Source organism: Streptomyces sp. NPDC017529, assembly GCF_044329785.1.
Taxonomy (GTDB): Bacteria; Actinomycetota; Actinomycetes; order Streptomycetales; family Streptomycetaceae; genus Streptomyces.
In genome coordinates this window covers 1-24,273 of sequence record NZ_JBIRJY010000005.1, presented here as the reverse complement: position 1 = coordinate 24,273, position 24,273 = coordinate 1, and the positions used below count along the sequence as shown (strand labels likewise).

At 73.9% G+C, this 24,273-nt stretch carries 20 protein-coding genes and 1 pseudogene; 8 read left to right on the top strand and 13 right to left on the bottom strand.

What is annotated here, in order from left to right; all coding sequences use genetic code 11:
- Nucleotides 1-138: 138 nt before the first annotated feature.
- Nucleotides 139-945: an IclR family transcriptional regulator gene (locus ACH4K4_RS13880; RefSeq protein ID WP_398167242.1), complete on the bottom strand. Its 807-nt coding sequence runs from the start codon at nt 943-945 to the stop codon at nt 139-141.
- A 173-nt stretch (nt 946-1,118) separates the two neighbouring features.
- Here ACH4K4_RS13880 and ACH4K4_RS13875 point away from each other — a divergent pair, with 173 nt between their 5' ends.
- The 6 genes from ACH4K4_RS13875 (at nt 1,119) to ACH4K4_RS13850 (ending at nt 7,689) form a co-directional block, all read left to right on the top strand.
- Nucleotides 1,119-1,463 (top strand): bifunctional 3-phenylpropionate/cinnamic acid dioxygenase ferredoxin subunit, encoded by a 345-nt coding sequence (locus ACH4K4_RS13875; RefSeq protein ID WP_398167240.1) that lies wholly within the window; start codon nt 1,119-1,121, stop codon nt 1,461-1,463.
- Entirely contained in the window at nt 1,460-2,752 is a 1,293-nt protein-coding gene (locus ACH4K4_RS13870) for an NAD(P)/FAD-dependent oxidoreductase (RefSeq protein WP_398167238.1), read from the top strand. Before ACH4K4_RS13875 ends, ACH4K4_RS13870 begins: the two co-directional genes overlap by 4 nt.
- A 640-nt stretch (nt 2,753-3,392) precedes the next feature.
- Nucleotides 3,393-6,116 (top strand): nitrate- and nitrite sensing domain-containing protein, encoded by a 2,724-nt coding sequence (locus ACH4K4_RS13865; RefSeq protein WP_398167236.1) that lies wholly within the window; start codon nt 3,393-3,395, stop codon nt 6,114-6,116.
- Entirely contained in the window at nt 6,113-6,562 is a 450-nt protein-coding gene (locus ACH4K4_RS13860; protein WP_360138316.1) for a roadblock/LC7 domain-containing protein, read from the top strand. The genes ACH4K4_RS13865 and ACH4K4_RS13860 overlap by 4 nt, the downstream gene beginning before the upstream one ends.
- A 26-nt stretch (nt 6,563-6,588) precedes the next feature.
- Nucleotides 6,589-6,999: a DUF742 domain-containing protein gene (locus ACH4K4_RS13855; protein WP_360138319.1), complete on the top strand. Its 411-nt coding sequence runs from the start codon at nt 6,589-6,591 to the stop codon at nt 6,997-6,999.
- An 81-nt stretch (nt 7,000-7,080) separates the two neighbouring features.
- Nucleotides 7,081-7,689: an ATP/GTP-binding protein gene (locus tag ACH4K4_RS13850; RefSeq protein WP_360138322.1), complete on the top strand. Its 609-nt coding sequence runs from the start codon at nt 7,081-7,083 to the stop codon at nt 7,687-7,689.
- A gap of 94 nt (nt 7,690-7,783) precedes the next feature.
- On the opposite strand, the gene glpK is transcribed toward ACH4K4_RS13850, so the two are convergent.
- The 9 genes and pseudogenes from glpK to ACH4K4_RS13805 all read right to left on the bottom strand — a co-directional run bounded on the left by glpK (nt 7,784) and on the right by ACH4K4_RS13805 (nt 18,089).
- A complete protein-coding gene (gene glpK / locus ACH4K4_RS13845; protein ID WP_398167234.1) occupies nt 7,784-9,313 on the bottom strand; it encodes a glycerol kinase GlpK in 1,530 nt (509 codons plus the stop codon).
- A 57-nt stretch (nt 9,314-9,370) separates the two neighbouring features.
- Nucleotides 9,371-10,138, bottom strand: a complete 768-nt coding sequence (locus ACH4K4_RS13840; protein ID WP_398167232.1) for an MIP/aquaporin family protein — start codon at nt 10,136-10,138, stop codon at nt 9,371-9,373.
- A 273-nt stretch (nt 10,139-10,411) separates the two neighbouring features.
- Nucleotides 10,412-12,085, bottom strand: a complete 1,674-nt coding sequence (locus tag ACH4K4_RS13835; RefSeq protein ID WP_398167230.1) for an EAL domain-containing protein — start codon at nt 12,083-12,085, stop codon at nt 10,412-10,414.
- A 143-nt stretch (nt 12,086-12,228) separates the two neighbouring features.
- A complete protein-coding gene (locus tag ACH4K4_RS13830) occupies nt 12,229-13,416 on the bottom strand; it encodes a lipid-transfer protein (RefSeq protein ID WP_398167228.1) in 1,188 nt (395 codons plus the stop codon).
- Nucleotides 13,406-13,906 (bottom strand): Zn-ribbon domain-containing OB-fold protein, encoded by a 501-nt coding sequence (locus ACH4K4_RS13825; RefSeq protein WP_398167226.1) that lies wholly within the window; start codon nt 13,904-13,906, stop codon nt 13,406-13,408. The genes ACH4K4_RS13830 and ACH4K4_RS13825 overlap by 11 nt, the downstream gene beginning before the upstream one ends.
- 186 nt (nt 13,907-14,092) lie before the next feature.
- Nucleotides 14,093-14,905, bottom strand: a complete 813-nt coding sequence (locus tag ACH4K4_RS13820; protein WP_398167225.1) for a M15 family metallopeptidase — start codon at nt 14,903-14,905, stop codon at nt 14,093-14,095.
- A 69-nt stretch (nt 14,906-14,974) separates the two neighbouring features.
- Nucleotides 14,975-15,151 carry a hypothetical protein gene (locus tag ACH4K4_RS13815; RefSeq protein ID WP_398167224.1) on the bottom strand — a complete coding sequence of 59 codons (177 nt, stop codon included), beginning with the start codon at nt 15,149-15,151 and terminating at the stop codon, nt 14,975-14,977.
- 97 nt (nt 15,152-15,248) lie between these two features.
- Nucleotides 15,249-15,608 (bottom strand): annotated as a pseudogene (locus ACH4K4_RS13810) (methyltransferase); the annotation flags it as partial.
- A gap of 60 nt (nt 15,609-15,668) precedes the next feature.
- A complete protein-coding gene (locus tag ACH4K4_RS13805; protein WP_398167222.1) occupies nt 15,669-18,089 on the bottom strand; it encodes a TIM-barrel domain-containing protein in 2,421 nt (806 codons plus the stop codon).
- A gap of 353 nt (nt 18,090-18,442) precedes the next feature.
- On the opposite strand from ACH4K4_RS13805, the gene ACH4K4_RS13800 reads away from it, so the two are divergent.
- On the top strand, nt 18,443-20,479 hold the full coding sequence (locus ACH4K4_RS13800; protein WP_398167221.1) for an acetoacetate--CoA ligase: 2,037 nt from the start codon (nt 18,443-18,445) through the stop codon (nt 20,477-20,479).
- A gap of 102 nt (nt 20,480-20,581) precedes the next feature.
- Entirely contained in the window at nt 20,582-21,511 is a 930-nt protein-coding gene (locus ACH4K4_RS13795) for a hypothetical protein (RefSeq protein ID WP_398167219.1), read from the top strand.
- Nucleotides 21,512-21,645: 134 nt separating this feature from the next.
- Here the strand turns inward: ACH4K4_RS13795 and ptsP are convergent, their stop codons facing one another.
- The 3 genes from ptsP to ACH4K4_RS13780 form a co-directional block, all read right to left on the bottom strand.
- Nucleotides 21,646-23,316, bottom strand: a complete 1,671-nt coding sequence (gene ptsP / locus ACH4K4_RS13790; protein WP_398167218.1) for a phosphoenolpyruvate--protein phosphotransferase — start codon at nt 23,314-23,316, stop codon at nt 21,646-21,648.
- Between the two features lie 77 nt (nt 23,317-23,393).
- Nucleotides 23,394-23,843, bottom strand: coding sequence for a PTS glucose transporter subunit IIA (locus tag ACH4K4_RS13785; protein WP_398167216.1), 450 nt, complete (start codon nt 23,841-23,843; stop codon nt 23,394-23,396).
- Between the two features lie 240 nt (nt 23,844-24,083).
- Nucleotides 24,084-24,273, bottom strand: a 190-nt coding sequence (locus ACH4K4_RS13780) for a hypothetical protein (RefSeq protein WP_360138357.1), incomplete at its 5' end; no start/stop codon positions are given.

The window sequence follows — 24,273 nt, the reverse complement described above, 5'->3', positions numbered from 1 at the left end:
GGAGGAGCAGGGAACCGCGGGCGGCGGACGAACACCCCTGTGAGCCCCTGGTGTTGCCCATGGCGCGCTGTGTTGCGCCATGAGAGACATGCTGGAAGTCCGTCAGCGATCCGTCAAGAGGTGCCGGGTCACCGCCCGTCAGCCCGCGAAACCCATCCGCCGCGAGAGGTCCGCCGCCGCCTTCACCGCCTGCCCGGCCAGCTCCGGCAGCAGCGCCCGCGCCATCCGGTACGCCGGGCCCGAGACGCCGATCGCGCCGATCACCGCACCGTCGTGCGCCCGCACCGGCGCCGCCACCGCGTTCAGCCCGATCTCCAACTCCTCGCGGGAACAGGCGAAACCCTCCGCGGCGGCGGCGGTCAGCTGCCGGCGCAGCTCGCCCGGCGTGGTCAGCGTGTCGGGGGTGAAGCGGGCGTGTTTGCGTTCCACCAGGCGCTCGCGGCGCTCCTTCGGCAGGTGCGCGAGCAGCACCTTGCCGCTCGCGGTGGCGTGCAGGGGCGTGCGCCGGCCCAGCCAGTTGTACGCGGTGACCGCGGCAGCGCCCCGCGCCTGCATGATGTTGACCACCGCGTCCCCGTCCAGGACGGCGATGTTGGCGGTCTCGCCGGTCTCGTCGGCGAGCGCCCGGCACACCGGCTGCCCCTCCTGCGAGATGTCCAGCCGGATGGCGGCGGCCCCGGCCAGCCGGAGCACCCCCGCGCCCAGGTAGTACTTGCCGCGCTCGTGCTCCTGCTCCACGAGCCCCCGGTTCTCCAGGACGCCCAGGATGCGGAAGGCGGTGGACTTGTGCACCCCCAACTCCTCGGCGATCTCGGTGACTCCGGCCTCGCCGAGCCGGGCCAGGATCTCCAGTACGCTCACCGCGCGGTCCACGGACTGGACGGATCCGGCCGCTCCCCGCCTCTCCTCGGACCGGTCGCCGGCCGCCTCGGTCGTCTTCGACATGGGTCTTTGCTTCACCACCCGTTGGCCCCGCGGGGCACCTCGCGAGGAGCGGGGGCCGACAAGCGCCGGTGGGCCCTTGACGGCGCGCTTCCCGGTCTGGATTCTGTTGCGCATCGCGCTCTGCGATGCGTTATTCAAAACGCCATGATACCGATCAGCGCTGGGGGAGCCAGATGATTCCCGTCTGCCGCACCGAGGACCTGCCCGAGGGCGGGGCCGTACGGATCGAGATCGACGCCGCCACACCCGCCATCGCCGTCTTCCGCAGCGAAGGCGCCCTCTACGCCCTCGACGACACCTGCAGCCACCAGGACGCCTCACTCTCGGAAGGCTGGGTCGAGGACTGCCACGTCGAATGCCCCCTGCACGCCGCCCTGTTCGACCTGCGCACCGGCCGGCCCAGCTGCCCGCCTGCCCGCCGTCCCGTCCGCACCCACGAGGTCACCGAGGCCGACGGCATGATCCACGTCCGGCCCGGCACGCGGGAGGCCACCGTACGGGAAGACGCCTACGCATGAGGACCGTCACCGTCGTCGGCGCCTCACTGGCCGGACTGTACGCGGCGCGGGCCCTGCGCTCCGAAGGGTTCGACGGCCGGCTGGTCGTCGTCGGCGCGGAGCGCCACCGCCCGTACGACCGGCCGCCGCTGTCCAAGACCTTCCTCACCCAACGGCCGCCCGCGGGACCGGAGCCGGCCCGGCTGGAGCTGTGCGACCGCGACGAGGAAGCCGGACTGGCCGCCGAGTGGCACCTCGGCACCCGGGCCACCGCACTGGACACCGTGGGACGCACGGTGACCCTCGACGACGGCCGCACGGTCCGCCCCCTGCGCACCGACGGCGTCGTCATCGCCACCGGAGGCGCCCCGCGCACCCTGCCGGGACCGCCGCCGGCCGGCGTGCACACCCTGCGGACCGTCGACGACGCCGTCGCCCTGCGCGCCGCACTGCACGACGGGACACCCCGCGTGGTCGTCATCGGCGGCGGATTCATCGGCGCCGAGGTCGCCTCCTCGTGCGCCGCGCTCGGACTGCCCGTGACGGTCGTCGAGGCCGCCCCCCTGCCGCTGGTGCCGCAACTCGGCATCGACATGGCCAGGGTGTGCGCCGGCCTCCACGCCGACCACGGGGTACGGCTGCTGTGCGGCACCCGCGTCAAAGGGCTGCTGGACGACGGCGCGGGCCGCGTACGGGCCGTCGAACTCGCCGACGGGCGGCTGCTGGACGCCGACACGGTCGTCACCGGGATCGGGGTGCGCCCCGCCACCGGCTGGCTGACCGGGTCGGGACTGCGCCTGGACGACGGTGTGGTGTGCGACGCGGGCGGTGTGACGGCGGCCCCGCGGGTGGTCGCCGTGGGCGACGTGGCGCGCTACGCGGGCGTCCGCTCCGAGCACTGGACCAGCGCCACCGAACAGCCCGCGACGGCCGTGCGCAACCTGCTCGCCGGCGCCACCGTCGCGCGGCACACCGCCCTGCCGTACTTCTGGTCGGACCAGTACGGCGCGCGGCTCCAGCTGGCCGGGCGGCGCGGACCGCACGACACCGTGCGGATCGTCGAGGGCGACCCCGGCGACCGGAGCTTCCTGGCCGTCTACGAAAGCGACGGGCGCACCACCGCGGCGTTCGCCGTCAACCGGCCGCGGCCCTTCATGCGGCTGCGCCGCCGACTCGCGACGGAGGCTCCGGAGCCTTGCGGGCCGCCCGGCCCTCCCGCCGCGCCTGCCGGCGCTCCCGGCGCAGCGCCCTGGCCGTACTGCTCGGCTGCGAACGCACCCCGTTGCGCTGCACCCACACCTGGCGCGTGACCCAGACGTCCAGTACCGCCCACGTCGCGACCACCGTGCTCGCGACCGTGCTGAGCACGGCGGGGAAGGCCAGCCAGGCGCCCGCCATCGTGCACAGGAACGCCACCATGGCCTGAATGAGCGTCACCGCCGCGATGATGACCGCGCGCACCGCGGCCGTGCGCACCGGGTCCGGCATCCGGTACCGGGTGGCCGGCTCCTCCTGCCACAAGGGACGCCTGCCGCCGACCAGGTGGGCGTCACCGTCTTCGAGGTCCATGATGGCGTCACTCTCCCCGTACCCGCACGTACCCGCCTGCCTCGTTCTCCAGGTGACTGCCCGGCTTTCACCCATTACATGTCTGTGTTGACGGCGCACCACCACCCACCATGGTCACGAACGGGAACGCCGCCCGGTTCCCGGTCGATGTGATTTTCGGCCAACCGCTCCGGCGTACGCCTGTGTGCGAGGGTGGTGTTCGAGGCCACATGTGTGGGCGGGTTGTCCTGGAATCAGCCGACAACTGGGGACGATCCGCCCCTGACCTGCGGATCCATCGTCCGAACGGGGCTTCGGCCAGAGCTGTCGAGAGTAGTAGGCTCGCGCCGTTTGTTGACGGAACACCACCCCCCGTGCGCCGGGGTTGACGTAGGGGAGGCCATGCGCTTTCGAGGGAAGACGATCACTCGGAAGATCGCAGCGCTGCTGCTGGTGCCGCTGGTGTCCCTCACCGCCATGTGGGCCTTCGCGACGTACCTGACCGGGCGCGAGGCCAACCAGCTGCTGGACGTCGGCAGCGTCGTCGCCAAACTCGGCTACCCGGCCGAGGACGCCGTACAGGCCCTCCAGCAGGAGCGCCGCCAGAGCCTGCTGTACCTGGCCGACCGGCGCGGCGCCAACGCGCTGGGCGAGCTGCGCAAGCGCACCCGCGAGACCGACAAGGTCGTCACCAAGCTGCGCGACAACGCCGCCGAACCCGCCGTCCGCGACGACCTCAACGGCGTCGCGGGCGAGCGGATGGACGACGTCGTCAAGGCCCTCGGCCGGCTGTCCTCGCTGCGCACCCGGATCGAGGACAACACCATCTCCCGCGACGCGGCGTTCGAGGCGTACAACGCCCTCGTCGACCCCAACTACGAGTTCCTCGCGGCGCTGCACGCGCTGGAGAACGTGGAGATGGACAAGCAAGGCCGCGCCCTGGTCAACGTCACCCGCGCCCGGGAGGCCGTCTCCCGCGAGGACGCGCTGATGTCCGCGGCGATCGCCTCCGGCACCATGGGCAAGCGCGACCTGCGCGGCTTCGCCGACCGCGTCGCCGAGCGCCGCGTCCTGTACGCGACCAGCCTGCCCGTGCTGCCCGGCGACGACCGGGCCGTCTTCACCGACTACTGGCAGTCCGCACCCGCCCGCGAACTGACCTCCTACGAGGACCGCATCATCGACGGCGGCCCGTCCGGAGCGCCCCGCGCCGTCAACGCCGAACGCTGGAACACCGCCGCCGGGAAGGTCCTCGGCGACCTCCAGCGGATGGGCCGGGAGGCCGGTGACCGCTACAAGGAGCGGGTCGAGCCCGTCGCCGTGGCCGTCCTGGTCAAGGCCGCCGTCGCGGGCGTCCTCGGCTTCGTCGCCCTGCTGGTCTCCGTCGTCGTCTCGGTCCGCATCGGCAGCCGGCACGTCAAGGACCTGATCCGGCTGCGCAAGGAGGCCCACGAGGTCTCCGGCGTCCGGCTGCCCAGCGTGATGCGGCGCCTCGCCGCGGGCGAACAGGTCGACGTCGAGGCCGAGGCGCCGCGCAGGGAGTTCGGCCAGAGCGAGACCGAACAGGTCGGCCAGGCGCTGAACACCCTCCAGCGGGCCGCCGTCGAGGCCGCCGTCAAACAGGCCGACATGCGCCGCGGCGTCTCCGAGGTCTTCGTCAACCTCGCCCGCCGCAGCCAGGTGCTGCTGCACCGCCAGCTGACCCTGCTGGACACCATGGAACGCCGTACCGAGAACGCCGACGAACTCGCCGACCTCTTCCGCCTGGACCACCTCACCACCCGCATGCGCCGGCACGCCGAGGGCCTGGTCATCCTCTCCGGCGCGGCCCCCTCACGGCAGTGGCGCAAGCCCATCCAGCTGATGGACGTGGTGCGGGCTGCGGTCGCCGAGGTCGAGGACTACGAGCGCATCGAGGTGCGCCGGCTGCCGCGGCTGCTGGCCGTGCAGGGCCCCGCGGTCTCCGACCTCACCCACCTGATCGCCGAACTCCTGGAGAACGCCACCGTCTTCTCGCCCCCGCACACCGCGGTGCAGGTGGTCGGCGAGCGGGTCTCCAACGGCTTCACCCTGGAGATCCACGACCGCGGCCTGGGCATGAAGCCCGACGTCCTGCTCGACGCCAACCTGCGGCTCGCCGAGACCCCCGAGTTCGAGCTGTCCGACACCGACCGGCTCGGCCTGTTCGTGGTCAGCCGCCTCGCCCAGCGCCAGGGCGTGCGCGTCTCGCTCCAGCCCTCCCCGTACGGCGGCACCACCGCCGTCGTCTTCATCCCCGCCGCGCTCCTGACCGAGGACACCGGCCGCGAGGACGGCTCGGAGACCGGCAGCCGGCGGATCGACGGGCGCCGGACCGGGGAGCTGGAGGCGCCCGGCGGCAAGCTGGCCGCGCTGGCCCAGGTGCCCGTACCGCTGCCCGAACCGGCCGGCCGGATGCCGGCGGCCGTCGAGGGACCGGCCGGGCCGGCCCGGCGGACGGAGACGGACGACGAGGACAGCCTCTTCGGCTCCCGCGCGCCCCGCGGACCCCGCGACACCGGCCGCGGCACCCGGGACCGGGACGCCGAGCGCGGCCGCCTCCGCCCCCGCCGCGACGGTACGCACGGCGTCGCCCCGGTGCCGTCCGCGGCGTCACCGGAACAGCACCAGCAGACCCGCGACCAGGCCCCGGCCGGCGACGGGCCCGCGCCGCTGCCGCGCCGGCACCGCGCGCCCGTGCTGGTCCGCGACCACGGCAGGCCGGTCGACGGCGCGGCACGCGGCGACGTACGCTCCGACGCGGACACGAACGGCGACACGGATGCGGACATGGACACCGGTACGACAACGGGTACGGGCCTGGCCCCGTCCGAGCGGCCCGCCACCACGGCAGGAGGGCTGCCCCGCCGCGTACGGCAGGCCAGTCTCGCCCCCCAGCTCAAGGCCGAGCCCGCGGCGCAGGACGAGTCCGGCACCGGGCCCGCCGGCGCGGCGGACGACCGCGACGCGGAGGACGTCCGCGCCCGCATGACCTCGCTCCAGCGCGGCTGGCAGCGTGGCCGCCGGGACAACGGCGAGGACGACGGCCGGCGGGACGGCAGCGACAGCACAGCACCAGGAAACACACCGGGAGGGGACGGTCGATGACCGCACCGAAGGCAGCAGCGGCCAGTGCCGAGTCGAAGGGCCCGCAGGGGTCGGGCGAGCTGAGCTGGCTCCTCGACGAGCTGGTCGAGCGGGTGGGCAGCATCCGCAAGGCGCTCATCCTCTCCAGCGACGGCCTGGCCACCGGCGCGTCGGCCGACCTGACCCGGGAGGACAGCGAGCACCTCGCGGCGGTCGCCTCCGGCTTCCACAGCCTGGCCAAGGGCGTCGGCCGGCACTTCGAGGCCGGCCGGGTACGGCAGACGCTGGTCGAACTCGACGAAGCGTTTCTCTTCGTCAGCGCGGCGGGCGACGGGAGCTGCCTCGCCGTCCTCGCCGACGCCGACTCCGACGTCGGGCTGGTCGCGTACGAGATGACGCTGCTCGTCAAGCGGGTCGGCGCCCACCTGGGCACCGCGCCCCGGGCCGGGCAGCCCGCCGACGGCTGACCGGAGGATGACGGCACGGTGACGCCATGACCACAGACGGCCCGGACAACGCCGGGTACCGGGACGCCAGTTGGTACGACGACGACGCGGGCCCCGTGGTGCGCCCGTACGCGATGACCCGCGGACGCACCAGCACCGAGGCCGAACCCCACCTTGACCTGATCGCCCTGGTGATCGCCGAGGACCGGCAGGGCGAACCGCTCGACGACCAGACCCTGTCGCCGGAGCACGTGGACATCGTCGGCCTGTGCCGCGACGCCCCGCTGTCCGTCGCGGAGCTGGCGGCCGAACTCGACCTGCCGCTCGGCGTGGTACGGGTGCTCATCGGCGACCTGCTGGACGCGGAGCTGGTCCACGTGAGCCGGCCCGTGCCCCCGGCGGAGCTGCCCGACGAGCAGATCCTCCGCGAGGTGATCGACGGGCTCAGGGCGCTGTGACAGCGGCCCGCCCGCCCCACGAACTGCAAGGACCAAGGATGCGAACGAGCACCACCAGCGGCGAACCGAGAGAGGACTGCCATGGTCTTCGGGCGCTCTGAACGACGCCGCAAGCAGGCCGCCGACCCCGTCACCCTCAAGATCCTGGTGGCGGGCGGCTTCGGCGTGGGCAAGACGACCCTGGTGGGCGCGGTCAGCGAGATCAAGCCGCTGCGCACCGAGGAACGGCTGACCGAGGCGGGCCGGCCGGTCGACGACCTCGTCGGGGTGGAGGGCAAGCGGACCACCACCGTCGCCATGGACTTCGGGCGCATCACGCTCCGCGAGGACCTGGTGCTCTACCTCTTCGGCACGCCGGGCCAGGACCGCTTCTGGTTCCTGTGGGACGAACTGGCCCGCGGCGCGCTCGGCTCGGTCGTGCTGGCCGACACCCGGCGCCTGGAGGAGTCCTTCGCCGCCATCGACTACTTCGAGCGCCGCGGCATCCCCTTCATGGTGGCCGTCAACTGCTTCGACGGCGCCGAACGCTACCCGGCAGAAACGGTTCGCGACGCGCTGGACCTGGACCCCGAGGTGCCGGTGATGCTGTGCGACGCGCGCGAGAAGGACTCCGCCAGGGACGTGCTCATCGCGGTCGTGGAACACGCGATGCACGTGAGTGCCCGGCGGCGCGAGCCCGCGCTTCCCTGAGGCGTGGAAAGTACGGCCCGTACTCCGCCGTCCGGAGTACGGGCCGTACGCCTGCCGCCCGCCCGTACACGGCGGACGGGCTCCCGGGAGGCGGTCAGGCGCCCCCGTCACCCCCCTCGTGCCAGCCGAAGCTCCGCTCCACGGCCCGGCGCCAGTTGCCGTACTCGCGCTCCCGCGTCGGCCCGTCCATCCGCGGTGTCCACTCCGTGTCCCGCTTCCAGTGCGCCCTCAGCTCGTCCAGGTCCTGCCACACGCCGGTCGCCAGCCCCGCCGCGTACGCCGCGCCCAGGCACGTCGTCTCCGCGACCACCGGCCGGATCACCGGCACGCCCAGCACGTCCGCCTGGTGCTGCATCAGCAGGTTGTTGACGGTCATGCCGCCGTCGACCTTCAGCGCGGTGATCTGCACGCCGGAGTCCTGGTACATGGCGTCCACCACCTCGCGCGTCTGCCAGCTGGTGGCCTCCAGCACCGCGCGCGCCAGGTGGGCCTTGGTGACGTAACCGGTCAGCCCGGTGATCACGCCGCGCGCGTCCGACCTCCAGTACGGCGCGAACAGCCCCGAGAACGCCGGGACGATGTACGCCCCGCCGTTGTCGGCGACACTCGCCGCCAGCCCCTCGATCTCGCCGGCCGAGTCGATGAGGCCCAGCTGGTCCCGGAACCACTGCACCAGCGCACCGGTGATGGCGATCGAACCCTCCAGGCAGTAGACCGGGGCCTCGCCGCCCAGCTGGTAGCCCAGCGTCGTCAGCAGCCCGCTCTTGGAGGGCACCGGCCGGCCGCCGGTGTTCAGCAGCAGGAACGAACCGGTGCCGTAGGTGTTCTTCGCCTCGCCGACGCCGTAACAGGTCTGCCCGAACACCGCGGCCTGCTGGTCGCCCAGCGCCGAGGCCACCGGCACCCCGCGCAGCTGCCCGACGGCCGTCCCGTACACCTCGGCCGAGGAGCGGATCTCCGGCAGCATCACCTCGGGCACCCGCATCGCGGACAGGATCGCCGGGTCCCACTGGAGCGTGTGCAGGTTCATCAGCATCGTGCGCCCGGCGTTGGTCACGTCCGTGACGTGCACGCCGCCGTCCGTACCGCCCGTCAGGTTCCAGATGAGCCACGAGTCGACGGTCCCGAAGGCGATCTCGCCGCCCTCGGCCCGCGCCCGCAGGCCCGGCACGTTGTCCAGCAGCCAGGCCGCCTTCGGCCCGGAGAAGTAGCTGGCCAGCGGCAGGCCCGTGGCGTCGCGGAAGCGGTCCTGGCCGTCCGCGCCGCCCAGGTCGGCACAGAGCTGGGAGGTACGGGTGTCCTGCCAGACGACCGCGTTGTGCACCGGCTTGCCGGTGGACCGGTCCCACAGCACGGTGGTCTCGCGCTGGTTGGTGATGCCCAGCGCGCTGAGCTGGTCGGCGCGCAGCCCCGCCTTGGCCAGCGCGCCCGCCACCACGGCCTGCACCTTGGCCCAGATCTCGGTGGCGTCGTGCTCCACCCAGCCGGGCTTGGGAAAGATCTGCCGGTGCTCGCGCTGGTCGACGGCGACGATCGCGCCGTCGTGGTTGAAGATGATGCAGCGGCTGGAGGTCGTGCCCTGGTCGATCGCGGCGACGTACTTGTCCGTCGTGCCGTCCGTCATGACGTCTCCTGACTCCTCGTTGCCGGTCCCCACTGCCTGCCCGGGTGCCGCGCCCGGTCAGTAGACCGCGGTGAACACGAGCCCGGAGAGCACCGCCCCGATGAGCGGGCCGGCCACCGGAATCCAGGCGTAGGACCAGTCGGAGGTGCCCTTGTTGGGAATGGGGAGCAGTGCGTGGGCGATGCGCGGCCCCAGGTCGCGGGCCGGGTTGATGGCGTACCCGGTGGGCCCGCCGAGCGAGAGGCCGATGCCGGCCACCAGCAGCGCGACGAGCAGGACGTTGATGCCGGAGCCGTAGACACCGGCGTCGGCGCCGGGCACCTGCCCGATCCCGATGCCCTCGTTCTTGCCGAAGAACAGCAGCGGCAGCACCAGACCGACGGTCGCGATGATCTCGGTGACGAGGTTGGCGGCCGGGCTGCGCACTTCCGGGGCGGTGGCGAAGACCCCCAGGGTCGGCTGCGCCTTGTCCGCCTCCGCGTTGGCGGCGAACTGCGCGTAGTACAGGGCCCACGCCAGTACGGCACCGAGCACCGCGCCCACCAACTGCGCCGCCATGTACAGCGGCACCTTCGACCACTCCGTGCCGTCCGCGACCGCCGAGCCCAGCGTCACCGCCGGGTTGAGGTGGCCGCCGGACAGCGGCGCCGCGGTGTAGGCCCCGGCGAGCACGCCGAAGCCCCACCCGAACGCGACGACCACCCAGCCGGCGGCCTTCGCCTTGGAGTGGTGCAGGGTGACGGCGGCGCACACGCCGGCGCCGAAGAGGATCAGGACGGCGGTGCCGATGACCTCGCCGACGAAAATGTCCCCGTTGGAATACATGGCGGCTCCTTGTCCCTGGCCCGGGGAGTGGCCCCCGGTCCTCCGTGCAGGGTGCGTACTTCCCGTGCCACGGGAGGGCGGCGGGCGCACGGCCACCGCGCCCCGCGCGGCGTGCGCGTCGAGCGTGCCGGTACGTCGGTACCGCCCATGGGGAGCCGGGCAGCGCGGAACGCCGCCACGCGGCCTGGATGCCTGGCTGCGGCGGTGCCGACGGACACCCGGAAGTGTTCACCGCAGGTGACGGGGCGTCAAGGTGCCGGGTAGGGACGGGACTCAGTCCCCGCGCCGCCGCCCCCGGCGCACCTCGTGCCCCGGAGCTCCCGGCCGCCCCGCCACCCAACTGCTCGCCCCTTTCAGGGCTTTGGCCGCTTTCTTCAGCGGCGCCAGCGCCGCCGCTGCCTGCTCGTGCCCGCGCACGCTGCCCGGCGCGCACTCCACCGTCGCGAGCGACAGCGTCACCGGCAGCCCGCCCGCCGACCAGGGCGCGTCCAGCACGGCGGCCGCGAACACCTCCACCTCGCCGGGACCGGCCAGCACCAGGAAGTCGTCCCCGCCGATGTGCCCCACCCGCGCCGCGGGCAGCTCCGCCGCCGCCCGTGCCAGCGCGTGCCCCACGGCGCGGATCAGCGTGTCGCCCGCCGCGAACCCGGCCCCGTCGTTGACCTGCTTGAACCCGTCCACGTCCAGCCAGCTCAGCGCGAACGCCCGGCCGTCGGCGATCCGCCGGTCCACCTCCGCGTTCACCGCGTCGGAGCCGGGCAGCCGGGTCAGCGGGTTGAGCCGCGCCGCCTCCTCCACCCGGCTCTCGGCCAGCGCCCGCAGGATGTCGGCCAGGTGCACCACGCCCACGCAGCGGCCCTGCTCGTCCACCACCGCCACATCGTCGCCGGTACGGTCGCGGTGGCCGTCCGTGACCACGTCCAGCACCTCCCAGGCGGTGGCGTCGGCGCCCACCGTCCGCGGCCGGTCGGCCAGCCGCAGCGCCGGGCGGCCGGCGTACAGCGCGTGCCCGTACCGGCCGGAGAGCGACAGCAGGAACCGGTCGCGGTCGATGGCCCGTACCGGTACGCCGTCGGGGTCCACCAGCAGGACGCCGGAGACCCCGGGGAAACCGGTCAAGTGGCTGCGCACCGCGCCCGCCGAGGCGGACATCGGCAGCAGCGCGGCGGGCTGGAGGAACTGCGTCACGGGCGGCCCCGCCGGGGGCAGGTGCCGCCCGCCGCCCACGTACGCGCTCGCCACGGGACCGTACTCCGGCGGCTCGGGAACGTAGACGCCGGCCGCCGGGCGCCGCGCGGGCGGCGCGAACAGGAAACCCTGCGCGAGCTGGGCGCCCGCCCCGCGCGCCGCCGCGTACTGCCGCTCGGTCTCCACCCCCTCCACCGCCAGCAGGCCGCCCAGGACCTCGCACAGCTGCCGCATCGCGGCCACGGCGGCCCGCCGCCCCCGGTCGTCGTCCAGCCCCTCGCACAGGGAGGCGTCCAGCTTCACCAGGTCGGGGGCGAGGTCACCGAGCAGCCGCAGCGGCAGGTCCCCGTCGCCGACCCCGTCCGCGCAGATGCGGTACCCGTCCTGCCGCAGCCCCGCCACGGCCTCCAGCAGCGCCTGCCGCGGCACGTGCGTGAACGGTCCGCCGAGATCGACCGTGATCTCCCACGGCCGCCGGCCCACGTCGTGCACGGCCTTGCGCAGCGCGGTCAGGCCCGGCAGTTCGGCGAGCGTCGTGGCGAACACGTTGACGTGCAGCGGGAGCAGCGTCTCCTGCTGCGCGGCCGACCGTACGGCGAGACCGGCCAGCTCGGCGTCCAGGCCGGCGGAGCGGCGCGCCGCCGTCAGCACGTCGCCGCGTTCGGGGCGGGCGAGTATCTCCAGGGCGGCGACCGAGCCGGTCGCCAGGTTCACGACGGGCTGGAAGGCGAATCGGAGCTGGTCCGTCCAGGCAGGCACGGCAGCAGAATGCCCGCTCAGGGCAGTGCTGACGGGTGGTTCACGTACTGTTCACGCATCCTTCCGGCGCACTCGAACGGGTGTCGCCGCACGTGCCGGGGGCCGCGCGGCCACCCGCCGCCTCACCGCACCGCGCCCCCGCCTCACCGCACCGCGATCACCGCGGAACCGTGCCCGAACAGCCCCTGGTTCGCCGTGATCCCCGCCCGCGCGCCCGGCACCTGCCGCGCCCCCGCCCGCCCGCGCAACTGCCACGTCAGCTCGCAGACCTGCGCGATCGCCTGCGCCGGCACCGCCTCCCCGAACGAGGCCAGGCCGCCGCTGGGGTTCACCGGCAGCCGTCCGCCGAGCGCCGTCACCCCTTCGCGCAGCAGCTTCGCGCCCTCGCCGGCGGGGCACAGGCCGAGGTCCTCGTACCACTGGAGTTCCAGCGCGGTGGACAGGTCGTAGACCTCCGCGAGCGACAGGTCGCCGGGTCCGAGGCCCGCCTCCTCGTAGGCGCGGCGGGCGATGGAGGGCCGGAAGGCGGCCGGCGGCTCCGGCACGGCGGCGGAGTCGGTCGCGATGTCCGGCAGGTCCAGGTCCGCCCGCGGGTACTCCGGCGTCGCCGTGGAGACGGCCCGGATACGGACGGGGTCCCGCACCCCTCGCCGGCGCGCGAGGTCCGGCGCGGCCAGGACCAGCGCCGCGGCCCCGTCCGACGTGGCGCAGATGTCCAGCAGCCGCAGCGGGTCGGCGACCACGGGCGACGCGGCGACCTCCGCCGCCGTCACCGCCGTGCGGTAGCGCGCGTACGGATTGGCCGCCCCCGCCGCCGCGTTCTTGACCTTCACCTGCGCGAAGTCGTCGGTCGTGTCCCCGTACAGGGCCATCCGGCGCCGCGCGTACAGCCCGAAGTAGGCGGGGTTGGTGGCCCCCAGCAGCCGGAAGCGCAGCCAGTCGGGATCGTCGGGCCGGTCGCCGCCCGCCGGCGCGAAGAAGCCCTTCGGCGCCGCCTCGGCGCCGACCACCAGCACCACGTCCGCCAGGCCCGCCAGGATCTGCGCCCGCGCCGTGGCGATGGCCTGCGCCCCGGACGCGCACGCCGCGTAGACGCTCGTCACCCGCGCGCCCTGCCAGCCCAGCGCCCGCGCGAACGCGGCCCCCGCCACGTAACCGGGATAGCCGCCGCGCACGGTGCCCGCGCCGACGACCGACTGGACGTCGGTCCACGCCAGCCCCGCGTCGGCCAGCGCGGCCCGCGCCGCCACCGTCCCGTACTCGACGAAACCGCGGCCCCCTTTGCCCCAGGCGTGCATGCCCGCCCCGAGCACGGCGATGTCACCGGTCACGGCCGCCTCCCGCCGCTTCCCCTCGCGGGGCCTCCGCCGGCCCGACCGGCCGCCACCACCACGTCGTCCACACGGTGTCCGCGTCCTCGCCCAGCACGCCGGGGACCACCTCGGCCTCCATGCCGACCCGCAGGTCCGCGACGGTGACCCCCGGCGCGGTCTGCCCGAGCACCACCATCCGCTCCGCCGCCAGCTCCACCGCGACCAGGGTGCGCGGCTCCCACGGCACGCCGGGATCGCAGACGTAGGGCGGCGGCGGCCGGTAGCGCCCGTCCGTGTACGACCACACCGTGCCGCGCCGCGACAGCGGCACCTCCGCCAGCTCGGTGCCGTCACAGCGGGGGTTGCGGCAGAAGAAGTCGGCGCGGGGGAAGAAAACCGCACCGCAGGCCCCGCACCGGGTGCCCAGAAGGCGGAAGCCCGCCGCGTCCCGCTCGTCCTCTCCGCCGGTGAACCACCCCGGCACCACCGGCCTGCGCGTACGTGTCACGACGCCTCCCGGAACCAGCTCGGCGGAACCGCCGCCTCGCAACTGACGAACCGTCAGGAGTTTGGCACGCCGTTCCGCCGAGTGGAACGGGCCCGGCTGAACCTGATACCGCCGCACCGCGTCCACCAAGGCGCGGGCCGGGCCGCGGGATCCACGGGGGTGGTTCCGCGCCCCGGCCCACCGCGTTCAGTGAGCGTCGTCCAGCGACCGCCGTGACACCGGGAAGTCGAAATACGTGTCGGGGAAGGTCTCCGGAGTGAAGGTGTAGTGCCACCACTCCTTCTCGTAGTTGCGGAACCCCACGCGCTCCAGCCCGTTCTTCAGCAGCAGGCGGTTCGCCCGCTGCTTGCCCTGCACCCGAGGGTCGAGAGTGTGCGCGAGGGTGTCGAAACAGTCGAACCCGGTCCCCATGTCGATCGAGTTGTCGGGAAAGCGCCGTTCCTTCGGCGCGTAGCACTCCGTCAGCGGCTCCCCGGGAACGTACGGCCGGGTGGGCAGGCCCGGCAGCCGTACCAGCGTCAGGTCGAGGGTGCTGCCCCGGCTGTGACCCGACTTCTCCGCGATGTACCCGTCCCTGAACAGTGCCGACTTGTCCACCCGCGGATAGAACTCGCCCTTCATCCGCTGGTCGCCGAGGTCCTTCGCCCACGCCACGAAGTGGTCGACGGCCCGCTGCGGCCGGTAGCAGTCGTACACCTTGAGCGTGTAGCCGCGCCGCAGGAACGACAGCTGGGCCCGGTGCAGCGCCCGCGCCGCGTCACGGGTCAGGATGCACACCGGCTGCCGGTACCCGGTGACCGGTACGCCCATGAAGTCGTGCGGCGTGAAGTACCGCATCTCCTGGCGGATCGTCGGGTCCACGTCGCGCAGCGCGACGAACTCCTTCGGCGCCGTCGGACCGGCGGCGGCACTCCGCGCGTCCGGTACGGCGGCGGCGGTCAGGACGGTGGCGACGGCGGCCACGGCGAAGCCGCGCAACGCGGCAGCGAGTCTCGGCATGGCACCCGTCTACCACCGGCACCACACACCGCGTAAGAGCCCGTGTCACCACCCCGCCCGGCCGCGGCTTCAGCCGGCCACCATCTCCACCACCGCCAGGTCCCCGGCCCGGTGCACCCCGGCCACCCGCAGCCCGGCGCCGCCCGCCAGCTCCGGCACGCCACGCTCCCGCGCCCCGAAATAGACGAGCACCCGCAGGTCCATGTCCGTTTTCACCGACTCGCCGACCGCGCCGACCTTCTCCACGACCAGGACCCGGCCACGCGCCCCCGCCGCTTGTGCGCGCCGCCGCCAGGAACGTGCCGTTGCCGCCGCCGACGTCCACCACCCGCCCCAGCGCACCCCAGTCGAAGGCGGGCAGGACGGCCTCGGCCCACGCCGTGACGTCGACGCCCATCCGCGCGTCGTAGTCGGCGGTCCGCGCCGGGTCCGTACTCAGGTCCTCCCAGAAGGAACGCCCGTACAGCTGCGGGAAGGCCGCCTCTCCGGTCCGTACGGAATGCGGCAGCGCCACGAACGCGAGGTCGGCCCGGCCGAGCGCGCCCTCCGCGTCCAGCACCCGCCGCACACCGGACGGATGGCCGTCGCGCAGCTCCTCGCCACGCGGCGTCAGCCCGTACCGCCCCGTCCCGTCACGGCTGAACACCCGCGCCGTCACCAGGTCCGCGAGCGCCCACAGTTCCCGTCCGTCACCGTCACTCATCGCGCAGCCCTTCCCACGCCGGAACGAACGGGCCGATCTACGCAACCGGCGCCCCCGGGCCTACCCGTTTTCGCCCGCCAACCCGCGCACCCGCACCCGGTACCCGGCGTCGCCGCCGCCCTGCCGCTCGACCACCACCCGCCCGTCCTCCAGGCGCGTCTCGAAGCGCTCGACCTCCGGCTGCCGCCAGCCGTCGCCGGCGTCCGGCACCACCACGCCACCGCCCGACCGGCCGGCCACCGGCGCCCACACCTCCAGCTCCGTCGCACCGTCGCCGCCGGCCACCGGCAGCACCGCTCCGGCCCGCGCCAGCACCGGGATCCGCGACGGCGGCGCGTCCACCAGCACCTGCCCGGGCCCGTCGTACGCCTGCCCGGTCGCCGTGTCGTACCAGCGCCCGCGCGGCAGCCGGACCGCCCGCCGCGTCACCCCGGGACCCAGCACGGGCGCCACCAGCAACGCGTCGCCCAGCAGAAACGCGTCCTCGCAGTCCCGCAGCTTCCGGTCCCGCGGCGTGCTCCACCACACCGGACGGACGTACGGCGCCCCGGACAGCCGCGCCAGCTGCCCCAGCGAGACGAAGTACGGCACCAGCCGCGCCCGCTCCAGCAGCGCGGCGCGCGCGTGCTCCAGCACCTCGGGCCCGAACTCCCACGGCTCCCGCCGCCCCGCGAAGACGGCCGAATGCGTACGGAACAACGGGAGGTACGCGGCCATCTGGAACCACCGCAGATACAGCTCGGGCGACGGCACCCCGGAGAACCCGCCCACATCGGGACCGCTGTACGGCACCCCGCACAACCCCATCCCCAGCACCAGCGACAGCGAGGCCCGCAGCCCCGGCCAGCCGGTCGCCACGTCCCCCGACCACGTGCCCCCGTAGCGCTGCATCCCCACCCACCCCGAGCGCGAGAACAGGAAAGGACGCTCCTCGGGGCGCAGCTCCAGCAGCCCTTCGTAGCCGGCGCGCGCCATCGCCAGCCCGTACACGTTGTGCGCCTCCCGGTGGTCGCCGCCCCGGCCCTCCAGCGCGTGCCGCGCCGAACGCGGCAGCGACGGATCGCCGAACGCCGCGAACGACACCGGCTCGTTCATGTCGTGCCACACCCCGGAGAACCCCTGCGCCAGCCGCTCCGCATACAGGCCGCCCCACCACTTGCGCACCCGCGCGTCCGTGAAGTCGGGAAACACCGCCTCGCCCGGCCACACCACCCCGCGCACCTCCCGGCCCCGCGCGTCCCGCACGTACGCGTCCGCCGCCGCCCCGCCCTCGTACACCGCGTTGCCCGGCTCCGCCTTCACCCCCGGATCGACGATGGACACCAGCCGCACCCCCTCGGCCCGCAACTCGCGCGCGAGCCCCGGCAGGTCGGGGAAGGCCGAGCGGTCGACCGTGAAGACCCGGTGGCCGTCGTAGTGGTCGATGTCCAGGTGCACGGCCGACAGCGGCAGCCCGCGCTCCCGGTACCCGGAGACGACCCGCCGCACCTCCGCCTGGCTGCCGAACCCCCACCGGGCGTGCTGCGGCCCCAGCGCCCAGCGGGGCGGCGGCGCCGGCGCCCCGGTCAGCGCCGTCCAGCCGAGCAGCACCCGGGCGGGCGTACCGACCAGGATCCAGTACCGCAGCGGACCGCCGTCCATCCGCAGCTCGGAGCAGCCCGGCCGGTCGTGCCCCGAACCCGCGCCCTCCACGCCCTCCCGCAGTGTCACGGCGCCGTCCCACGAGTTGTCGTGGAAGACCAGGTGCGTCCCGGCGTCCGCCACCACGAACTGGACCGGCATCGTGACGGAGAGCGGGTCGTCACCCGGCACGAACGCGCCGCCCGGATCGGTGTTCCACAACCGGTACCTGCGCGCGCGGAGCCGCGGCCCGCAGGACCGGCCGCCCAGCCCGAAGAACCGGGCGTCCGCCGCCACCTCCGAACGCTGCACCCACCGCGACTCCCCGGACCGCTCGGCGGGCACCCCGCCCCCGTCGCCCGGTACCCGGTCCCACCACCGCGGCGGCAGCTCCCGCCGCAGCACCACACCGCCCGGCGTCCGCACCGCCACCGCCCCGTGCCGCGACACCGTCACCGTCACCCGCTCCGAGACGACCCGCCAGCCGCCCTCCGTGTCGGGCTCCAGCACCGCCCGCACGTCCGGCTCGGGGCACGTACCGGCCAGCGCGTACGACGGCTCCGGCTCCGCGCCGTCCCAGCCGCAGAACACCGCGCCGCCCGCCGCGACCCGCACCCGCAGCGACGAGCGCGCGAAGAACACCACGCCACCGCCCGGCCGCGGCTCCGCGCGTACCGCGGCGCCCGGCACCCGGGCCCGCTCGGGGCCGCGCCGCGCCGCCCCCCGCCGGTCGGCGCGGCGCCGCCGCCACGCCGACCGCCACGACAGCAGCCCCCGCACCGATCCGAGCGCCCTGACGGCCCGTACCGCGCCGACCGCCCTGCCCCGCCACACCGACCGCACTTGATCACGCCCGTCCATGCTGCTCAGCCTGCCATTGACGGCACCCGGCGGGGGGACCGTTCAGCTGCCGTTCACCTGGGAAGAACCGCGACCCCACCCGCGGCACACCACCGGCCCCGCCGCCGGCGGGTGACGGCCGTCCCCCTGCCTCATTCCCCGCGGCGCGGCCGCGCCCCACCCCGCCGCGTACATGCCCGAATGTGCGGCCCACCCTGGCGCACAAGTCGATCACGTGGCATCGTCTCGCCCAGCCGTGTCACACGCACGCGCCCCCGCGCTGCGCCGGGGTGACCCCCCAGCCGTACGGGGACACCGCGTACCGCACGCCCACACCGCGTCCACGCAACGCCGCGTACAGCCGGGAGCCGATCATGACCACCGCACCGCAGTCCGTCCCGCAGCCCGAACCCCTGTGGCAGCCCGGCCAGGACCGCGTCGACGGCGCCCAGATCACCCGCTTCCACGACTGGGCCGCCACCCACCACGGCGCCCCCGCCCGCACACCCGGCGACCCGGCGGCGGACTACGCCGCACTGCACCGCTGGTCGGTGACCGAACTGACCCGCTTCTGGCAAGCCGTCGCCGAGTGGTTCGACGTCCGCTTCACCACCCCGTACGACACCGTCCTCGCCGACCCCGCGATGCCCGGCGCCCGCTGGTTCCCCGGCGCCACCCTCAACTACGCGGAACACGCCCTGCGCGCCGCCGAGGACCCGGCCCGCGCCGGCACGCCCGCGCTGCTGCACGTCGACGAGACCCACGACCCCGCCCCCGTCACCTGGGCCGAGCTGCGCGCCCAGGTCGGCTCCCTCGCCGCCGGACTGCGCCGCCTCGGCGTACGCCCCGGCGACCGTGTCAGCGGCTACCTCCCCAACGTCCCGCAGGCCGTCGTCGCCCTCCTGGCCACCGCCGCCGTCGGCGCCGTGTGGACCTCCTGCGCCCCCGACTTCGGCGCCCGCAGCGTCCTGGACCGCTTCCAGCAGGTCGAGCCGGTCGTGCTGTTCACGGTCGACGGCTACCGCTACGGCGGCAAGGAACACGACCGCCGCGACACCGTCGCCGAACTCCGCCGCGAACTGCCCACCCTCCGCGCCGTCGTCCACATCCCCCTCCTGGGCACACCCGCGCCCGAAGGCGCCCTGGAGTGGTCGGACCTGACCTCCGCCGCCACCGAACCGGTCTTCGAACAGGTCCCCTTCGACCACCCGCTGTGGGTCCTGTACTCCTCCGGTACGACCGGCCTGCCCAAGGCCATCGTCCAGTCCCAGGGCGGCATCCTCCTCGAACACCTCAAGCAGACCGGCCTGCACTGCGACCTCGGACCCGACGACCGCTTCTTCTGGTACACCTCCACCGGCTGGATGATGTGGAACTTCCTCGTCGCCGGCCTCCTCGCGGGCTCCACGATCGTGCTCTACGACGGCAGCCCCGGATACCCGGACACCGCCGCCCAGTGGAAGATCGCCGAACGCACCGGCACCACCCTCTTCGGCACCTCCGCCGCGTACGTCATGGCCTGCCGCAAGGCCGGCGTCCAGCCGGGACGCGACCTCGACCTCTCCACCGTCAAGTGCGTCGCCACCACCGGGTCGCCGCTTCCGCCCGACGGCTTCCGCTGGCTGCACGACGAGGTCGCCGCCGACCTGTGGATCGCCTCCGTCAGCGGCGGCACGGACGTGTGCAGCTGCTTCGCCGGCGCGTCACCCACCCTGCCCGTCCACATCGGCGAGCTCCAGGCCCCCTGCCTCGGCACCGACCTCCAGGCCTGGGACCCGCACGGCAAGCCGCTGACCGACGAGGTCGGCGAACTCGTCGTCACCAACCCCATGCCGTCCATGCCGATCCGCTTCTGGAACGACCCCGACGGCCGCCGCTACCACGACAGCTACTTCGACACCTACCCCGGCGTCTGGCGGCACGGCGACTGGATCACCCTCACCTCGCGCGGCACCGTCGTCATCCACGGCCGCTCCGACTCCACCCTCAACCGCCAGGGCGTACGGATGGGCTCCGCCGACATCTACGAGGCCGTCGAACGCCTCCCCGAGATCCGCGAATCCCTCGTCATCGGCCTCGAACTGCCCGACGGCGGCTACTGGATGCCGCTCTTCGTCCACCTCGCGCCCGGCGCCGCGCTCGACGACGCGCTGCGCGACCGCATCAAGCGCACCATCAGGGAACAGTGCTCCCCGCGCCACGTCCCCGACGAGATCATCGAGGCACCCGGAGTGCCCCACACCCTCACCGGCAAGCGCATCGAGGTCCCGGTCAAACGGCTCCTCCAGGGCACCCCGCTGGAGAAGGCCGTCAACCCGGGCTCGGTCGACAACCTCGAACTCCTGCGGTTCTACGAGCGCATCGCCGCCGACCGGGCCGCCGGCCGGGCCGCCGCCGACCGCGCGCAGTAGCGGCGAAGGCCGCCGCGCACGGCCGTTGTCAGACCCCTCGGTTACTCTCCGTGACAAGTGAGGCTCGCGCAGCGGGCAGCACGCACCGACCGAGGGGGAGTCATGGCACCACCGTTCCGACGCACCACGCCCACCGACCCGAGCGGGCTCGCCGCCGCGCGCCGCAAGCTGCGCCGCGAAGTCCCCAGCACCGCCGCCGTCCTGGCGGACGCGCAGGACTTCGCGGCCATGCGCCGCTACCGCACCTTCCCGTTCGACGACCACGCCACCTACCTCCAGCAGATGGAACTCCTGCTGCGCTCGCTGACCGCCCAGGGCATCCACGCCACCGTCACCCTCTTCGACCCCGTCGCGTACGAGACGTTCTGCCTGGACGCCGGCCTGGACCCGGACCGGCCCGGCAGCCGCTCCCGCTACACCGCCGAACTGGCCTGCACGGGCGCCACCCTGCCGTATACGGGCGAGCCGCTGGTCCGGCTGCTGCCCGCCCTCGTAGACGAGGCGGAACGCCAGGCGACCTGGGACCGCGCCACGGCCCTGCTCGCCCGCACCGGCTCCTGCCCGGACTGCGGCCAGGACCTCGCCAGAGCCGCGTTCGCCCGCGCCTCCCGCGCGGTCACCGGCCTGCTGGACGCTCTCGGCGACGGCACCCACCACCTGGTGTGCAGCGTCCCCGCGAGCGGCGCCCCGCTCCTGGCCGTGCTGCACGCCGAGTCCCGCGACCGCGGGCGGCTGGAGCTGTCCGAGGCCGCGACCCTCGTCTTCTGCACGGTCCTGGCCGCCGGCTTCGCCCTGCGCAGCCCCGGCGGCATCGTGTCGCGGACGACCGAGCCCGCGGGGCGCGACACGGTACGCGGCTGGACCCTGCGCAACGCCTGGCTGCACCCGCTGAGCGCCGCCGAGGTCTTCACGGCGTACTGCACGGACTCCGACACGGGCGAGCCCGTCCCGCCCGAGCCCGGCGTCGACTACCACTCGGGCCTGCCCGTTCCCGACCCGCCCACCGAGGACCACGACCACACCCACGACTGACGAAGGGCCCCCACGGCAATCCGCAAGGGCCCGAACGCCGGACGGCCGCCCCGCCGCAAAGGGCGGGACGGCCGTCCGTACCTACAATCCGGCAGCGCCCGGCAGGTCGTTCACCGACCGGGCCCCGCCGGGGATCACTCCCCGGAGAGCACCGCCTGCGCGGCGGCGCGCGCGTCCTCGGCGGTGTCCGCGGCCCGCGCCGCGGAGGCGGCACGCTCGCACTGCGCCAGCGTGTGCTTCGCCAGCGTCGCGCGCACGTACGGAATCGACGCCGCACCCATGGAAAGGCTCGTCACGCCGAGCCCCGTCAGCACACAGGCCAGCAGCGGATCGGAGGCCGCCTCGCCACAGACACCACAGCTCTTGCCCTCGGCCTTCGCCGACTCGGCCGACAGCGCCACAAGGTCGAGCAGCGCCGGCTGCCACGGGTCCTGGAGGCGCGAGACGGCACCGACCTGGCGGTCGGCGGCGAAGGTGTACTGCGCCAGGTCGTTGGTCCCCAGCGAAAGGAACTCGACCTCCTGGAGGATCGACCGGGCGCGCAGCGCCGCGGACGGGATCTCCACCATCGCACCGAACTTGGCCTGCAGACCGGCCGCACGGCACGCGTCGGCGAACGCCTTGGCGTCGGTACGGTCGGCCACCATCGGCGCCATGACCTCAAGGTAGACCGGCAGCCCCTCGGCGGCCTTGGCCAGCGCGGTCAGCTGGGTACGGAGCACCTCGGGGTGGTCCAGCAGCGTCCGCAGGCCCCGCACACCCAGCGCCGGGTTCGGCTCGTCGCCCGGCGTCAGGAAGTCCAGCGGCTTGTCCGCGCCCGCGTCCAGCACGCGCACCACGACCCGGCCCTCGGGAAAGGCCTCCAGCACCTTGCGGTACGCCTCGGTCTGCTTCTCCTCCGACGGCGCCTTCTCGCTGTCGTCGAGGAAGAGGAACTCCGTACGGAACAGGCCGACGCCCTCGGCGCCCGCCTCCACGGCCGCCGGCACGTCCGACGGACCGCCCACGTTCGCCAGCAGCGGCACCTTGTGCCCGTCCGACGTGGCGCCGGGACCGGTCGAAGCGGCGAGCGCCGCCTTGCGGGCCTGCGCGGCCTGCTCCAGCTCCGCGCGCTTGTCCGCACTCGGGTTCACGAAGATCTCGCCCGTGCTGCCGTCGACGGCGACGACGGTGCCCTCGACCAGCTCGCCCGCGCCCGGCAGCGCCACCACGGCCGGCACCCCCAGCGCTCGCGCGAGAATCGCGCTGTGGCTGGTCGGCCCGCCTTCCTCGGTCACGAACCCGAGCACCAGCGCCGGGTCCAGCAGCGCCGTGTCGGCCGGCGCCAGGTCCCGCGCGATGAGCACGTACGGCTCGTCGCTGTCCGGCACACCCGGCATCGGCACGCCCAGCAGCCGCGCGACGATACGGTTCCGCACGTCGTCGAGGTCCGCCACCCGCCCGGCCAGGTACTCGCCGGCACCCGCCAGCAGCGCCCGGTAGGAGGCGAAGGCGTCGTACACACCGCGCTCGGCGGTGCTGCCCACGGCGATGCGCCGCTCGACGTCGGCCATCAGCTCGGGGTCCTGGGCCATCATGGCCTGGGCCTCCAGCACCGCCTGGGCCTCGCCGCCCGCCAGGTTGCCCCGCGCGATCAGGTCGGCGGCCACAGCTTCCACGGCCTTGCGGGCACGCCCCTGTTCGCGCTCCGCGTCCTCCGTCGGAATCTGCTTGGCCGGCGGTTCCAGGACCGCCGTGCCCATGTGCCGCACCTCGCCGATCGCCACACCGTGGCTCACGCCGACGCCTCGCAGCGTTGTCTCCATTTCACCCGTCTCCGGTTGGTGCGGCGGTCACTGCCGCCGCGGTGGATGTCGTACGTGCCGTCAGGGACGGCGGCGGGCTACTGCCAGCTGAAGAGCTGCTCGCCGGCCTTCACTTCGCCGTCCTCGACGACGTCGCCGAGGGAGTCGGCGGTCGCCTCCAGCGCGACGATCGGGCAGACCGGCGACTTGCCGGCCTCCTCCACGGCGGCGGGGTTCCAGCGCACGACGGCCTGGCCGCGGGTGACGGTGTCGCCCTTGTTGACGAGCAGGTCGAAGCCCGCGCCGTTGAGCTGCACGGTGTCGATACCCAGGTGCGTGAGCACGCCGTGGCCCTCGGCGTCGACGACGACGAACGCGTGCGGGTGCAGCGAGACGACGACACCGTCAACGGGCGAGACGGCCTCGGAAGGCTCGCGGATCGGGTCGATGGCGGTACCGGGACCCACCATCGCGCCGGAGAACACCGGGTCGGGCACTGCCGCGAGTCCGATGGCGCGTCCGGCAAGCGGGGACGTCACGGTGGTCATGGGAGTCCTCCCAGGGGTGGAGATGTATCAGGCCGCCGTCACTACCTGTCCTGGACGGCGCACCGATCAGAGCGTAAGTCATAAGAAGTGAGGGTTCCGCACGCGCGACACCGCCTCCGGAGCACCCGTCACCGGGCATTCGATTTGCCCCGCCCACCGCAGCCCTGTACTGTCTGACACCTGCCCCGGTTCGACAGAAAGCGATCACATCGCGAAGATCGGACGGCGGGTGGCACTCCTTCAGAACTGATCGAGATTTTCGACCGCTGTTTCTGCATGCCTGCGGAAAACACGGTGGTCCGGAAGCCCGAAACGGCCTGATAGAGTGGTGGAACACCGAAGGGAAGCGCCCGGAGAGCCTGGTGAAACAGGCACAAAGGAAGCGTCCGTTCCTTGAGAACTCAACAGCGTGCCAAAAGTCAACGCCAGA